We start from the raw sequence: 4,495 nt of genomic DNA on the forward strand, positions 1-4,495 counted from the left end.
CGGCCGAGCGTCGACTTGCCCGCACCGGACGGCCCGACGAGTGCCACCCGGGCACCTGGCTCGACGGTCAGCGTCACGCCGTGCAGCACGTCGCGACCCTCGAGGTACCCGAACCGTACGTCGTCCGCCAGCACGGTCCGCCCGTCCGGCTCGGCCTCGCTCGCCGTGGCAGCCGTTTCGACCTCGCGGACACCGACGAGCCGCGCCAGCGACACCTGCGCCACCTGGAGCTCGTCGTACCAGCGGATCATCATGTTGACCGGCTCGACCAGCTGCTGGATGTAGAGCGCGCCGGTGGTCAGCGCACCGACCGTCAGCCAGCCCTGGATCGCGAACCCGCCGCCGATGACCAGCACCGCCGCCAGCGCGACCGTGTGGGTCATGTTGACGACCGGGAACAGGATCATCCGCAGGTACAGCGTGTACCGCTCCCAGGCGACCCACTGGCCGATCCGGGTGTCACCGAACTGGACTCGGCGGTGCCCCAGCCGGTGCGACTCGACGGTCCGGCCCGCGTCGACCGTCTCGGCCAGCGCCGAGGCGACCGCGGCGTACCCGGCCGCCTCGGACCGGTACGCCGAAGGCGCGCGCCGGAAGTACCACCGGCCGCCGATGATCAGGATCGGCGCCGCGATCACCACCGCCACGGCCAACGCCGGCGCGGTCACGATCAGCGCGCCGATCAGCAGCGACGCCCAGATGATCGCGATCGTCAGCTGCGGTACGGCGTCCCGCATCGCGTGCGACAGCCGGTCGATGTCGGTGGTGATCCGGGACAGCAGGTCACCCGTACCGGCCCGCTCCAGCACGCCCGGCGGCAGGCCGACCGCGCGGACCAGGAAGTCCTCGCGGAGATCGGCGAGCATCTCCTCGCCGAGCACCGCACCGCGTAGCCGGGTCAACCGGGTGAACACCGTCTGCACCGCGAGCGCGATCAGGAACCCGATCACGACGGACGGCAGCTTGACGTCGGTGCGGCCCTCGGACAGCTTCTGCACGACGTTGCCGAGCAGCCACGGACCGACCATGCCGCTGAGTGCCGCGACCGTGTTCACCGCGGTCAGCCACAGGAACTGCCGCCGGTGCCTGAGGAACAGCGTCTTGATGTAAGCGCGGACAGTCGTCCCCTGCGCCACCGGGAGCCGCACTACTTCCTGCGGAGCTGCCGGGTCGTACTCAGGGCGCTTCACACCGACTCCTCGAACGTTGCTTCTTCTTCACGGGTCACGACAGCGCGGTACTGCGCGTTCGTGTGCAGCAGCTCGTGGTGCGTACCGACAGCGGCCACACGGCCGTCGGGCACGAACACCACCCGCTCCGCGCGGTCCAGCATCAGCGGGCTGGACGTGAACACCACGGTGGTCCGGCCACGGCGCAGCAGCTGCAGGCCGTCGGCGATCCGGGCCTCGGTGTGCGCGTCGACCGCACTGGTCGGCTCGTCGAGCACCAGCACCTGCGGGTCGACGTACAGCGACCGCGCCAGCGCCACCCGCTGCCGCTGACCACCGGACAGGGACCTGCCCCGCTCGGTCAGGACCGCGTTCAGCGCGTCGGTCTCACCGGCGGGCAGCGACTGCCGCAGTACGTCGAGGATGTCCTCGCACTGCGCCGCGTCCAGTGCCGTCTCCACGGAGACCGCACCGCTGGCCGGCACGTCGAACAGGTCGCGCACCGTTCCTGACAACAGCACCGGGTCCTTGTCCTGCACCAGCGCAACGGTCCGCGCCGAGTCCAGCGGGAGGTCGTCCAGCGCGACACCGTCGAGCTGCACGGAGGCCTCGTCGTTCGCCGTCGGGCTGTGGCCGCCGAGCCGGTCGGCCAGCAGACCGCCGGAGTCCGGGTCGCCGGTGACCACCGCGGTGAAGCTCCCGGCCGGGACGTGCAGGCCGGTGACCGGGTCGAGCAGGTCGCCCGCCGGCAGCTGCGCCTCGGCGGTGGCCTTGGTCTCGTCGGTGCGCTGCAGCGACAGCACCCGCGCGGCCCGCCGGGCCGACACCTTCGAGAAGATGAACGCGCTTGCGGTCTCCTCGAACGTCTGCAACGGCACCAGCATGAACGTGATGAAGCCGTACGTCGTGACCAGCTCACCGACCGAGATCCGGCCGGACGTCACCATGCCGACGCCCATCCACACCACGACCACCAGGAACAGGCCGAAGAACAGCACTTGCAGCGCCGCGATCAGCGACCACATCCGGGCGCTCCGGACGGCGCTCGTTCGGTACTCCTGCGAGGCCGCGCGGTACCGCTCCAGGAACAGCTGCTCACCGCCGATGCCGCGCAGCACGCGCAGCCCAGCGACGGTGTCGGCGGCGAGCTCGGTGGCCCGGCCGCCCTTGGCCCGCTGCTCGTCCGCGCGGCGCTCCGCGGGACCCATCAGCGGGACGATCGAGAACGCCAGCACCGGGACCGCGACCGCGACCACCAGGCCGAGCCGGGGTTCGTACAGCAGCAGGCCGACGACGACCGCGAAGCAGGTCAGCAGCGCGGCCACGAACCGGCCCAGCACCTCGACGAACCAGCCGATCTTCTCGACGTCGCCGCTGCTCACCTGGACCACCTCGCCGGCGGCGATCCGGCGGGTGAGCAGCGAGCCGAGCTCGGCGGCCTTGCGGAACAGCAGCTGCTGGAGGCGGGACGCGGTACTGATCCAGTTCGTCACCACGGCCCGGTGGAAGAACGAGTCGGCGCCGGCCTTGGCCGCACCGAAGGCGAGCAGCAGCACGCCGGACAGGATCAGCTTGGGCCAGGACAGGTCGATGGCTGCCTGGACGGCGAGCCCGACCGCGACCGGGGCGGCGGCGATGCCGCCGAAGAACACCAGTCCCCAGAACACCGCGAGGACCTGCCCGCGGAGCTGCTGGTGCTCGAGCCAGAGGATGAGTCGGAGGCCGGACCGGGTGTCGGGCACACCCGGATCGGCGAACGGAATGAGGCGCAACGACATGACGTCTCGCAATGAGGCATAGGAGGGGTGAGAAAGAGGGGCCTGACCAGGCGAATGGATCAAGCGTAGGTGCCGCCGCCGACAGCCCGTCAAACCGTTTTCAGCGCGGACCGGGTACGGCGCCCGGACGGGCCAGCCCGACCGCCACTCCGGCCTGGAACCTGGTCTGCGCGTGCAGCCCGTTCTGGACCCGCTGGATCCGCCGTCCGACGGTCCGCAGGCTGATCCCGAGCTGCCGGGCGATCGCCTGGTCGGACATGCCCGCCGACAGCAGCGCGATCAGGATCCGGTCCTCGGCCTCGGCCGCCTCGACCGGCTCCTCGGCGGTCAGCGTGAGCGGCAGCGCCGACGCCCAAACCCGTTCGAACAAAGCGATCAAGGCGTCCAGCAGCGCGCTCGGCCGGACCACCAGCAGCCCCTCGTCGGTCCGCGTACCGGTGACCGCCGGCAGCGTCGCGATCCGGTCGTCGTAGATCGCCAGCCGCATCGGTACGTCGCCGGTGACCCGGGCCTGCTCGCCGACCGACAGGGTGACCAGCAGCGTGTCCAGCCCCTGCTCGTCGACCGCCGCCCGGCTGTACACGATCCGGTGCGCGACGCCGTGCTGTATCGCCGCGGCCACCGGTTGTGCGTCCTCGACTGAGATCGGTTTCACATACGGCGGCGTCTCGAATGCCCGTACTTCGGAACGCGTCGCCCGGTGGATCGCCATCAGGTAGTCGTGCGCCTGGTGCCCGGGTACCACCTCGACCGGTGCGGGCAGGGCGCCGTACGGCGCAGCGCTGTGCAGCCGCTCCAGCTCCCGGACCCGAGCGGCGGCCCGGTCCAGCTCGAGCTGGCGGGCGTCGAGCAGGCCCTGCAGCGTCAGGGCCGGCGGTACGGCGCTGTACCTGCCGCTGTCGACCCGGAGCAGTCCCTTGGCGACCAGGGCGTCAAGATCGGCGCCCCCGAGTTCCTGTGCGACCTCTGCGGCCGTACGACCCGGGTGGGTCAGCACGTGCTCGTACACCTGCTCCTGCTCCGCGTCGATCCCCAGGCGCTCCAGCACCGGCTCAGCGTATGACCGATCTCAGTCATTGACCTAGACCGGTCGCGGGGACGGCTTTACACCGCTGACGCGCCATCTGATGCTCCTGGGAAATCGATATCGCAGGAGCCGCCCATGTCACGCTCAGCTCTGGCCGCCGTCCTCGGTACGGCGCTGCTGGCCACCGTCCTGTCCGCGCCGAACCCCACAGCCGCCGCTCCACCGCCCCCGCAGGTCGTGCCGAAGCTTCCGCACGTCACCAAGCCGACCACCGTCACGCTGGTGACGGGTGACAAGGTCACGCTGACCCCTGACCCGGACGGGACCTCACAGGTTCAGCTGCAGCCGGTTGCCCGCCCCAACGGCTACACGCCGCACCTGCAGATGGTGGAGACCAGCCAGCAGCGCCTGGTTGTCCCGGACGATGCCCTGCCGTACCTCTCGGCCGGTGTGCTCGACCGGGGTCTGTTCGACATCAACTACCTGGTCGCGAACGGCTACGCCGACGACGCGACCTCCCA

At 70.8% G+C, this 4,495-nt stretch carries 3 protein-coding genes and 1 pseudogene; 1 reads left to right on the top strand and 3 read right to left on the bottom strand.

Going from position 1 to position 4,495, the window contains the following annotated elements; all coding sequences use genetic code 11:
* The 3 genes from VFF46_RS06045 to VFF46_RS06055 form a co-directional block, all read right to left on the bottom strand.
* Positions 1 to 1,190 (bottom strand): ABC transporter ATP-binding protein (locus VFF46_RS06045; RefSeq protein WP_325036022.1); only part of this gene is annotated, 1,190 nt, incomplete at its 3' end.
* A complete protein-coding gene (locus tag VFF46_RS06050) occupies positions 1,187 to 2,947 on the bottom strand; it encodes an ABC transporter ATP-binding protein (RefSeq protein WP_325036023.1) in 1,761 nt (586 codons plus the stop codon). The genes VFF46_RS06050 and VFF46_RS06045, both read right to left, overlap by 4 nt.
* 100 nt (positions 2,948 to 3,047) lie before the next feature.
* Entirely contained in the window at positions 3,048 to 3,995 is a 948-nt protein-coding gene (locus VFF46_RS06055) for a helix-turn-helix domain-containing protein (RefSeq protein WP_325036024.1), read from the bottom strand.
* Positions 3,996 to 4,109: 114 nt separating this feature from the next.
* On the opposite strand from VFF46_RS06055, the pseudogene VFF46_RS06060 reads away from it, so the two are divergent.
* Positions 4,110 to 4,495: pseudogene (locus VFF46_RS06060) on the top strand (hypothetical protein); the annotation flags it as partial.

This window comes from Kribbella sp. (genome assembly GCF_035655035.1).
Taxonomy (GTDB): domain Bacteria; phylum Actinomycetota; class Actinomycetes; order Propionibacteriales; family Kribbellaceae; genus Kribbella.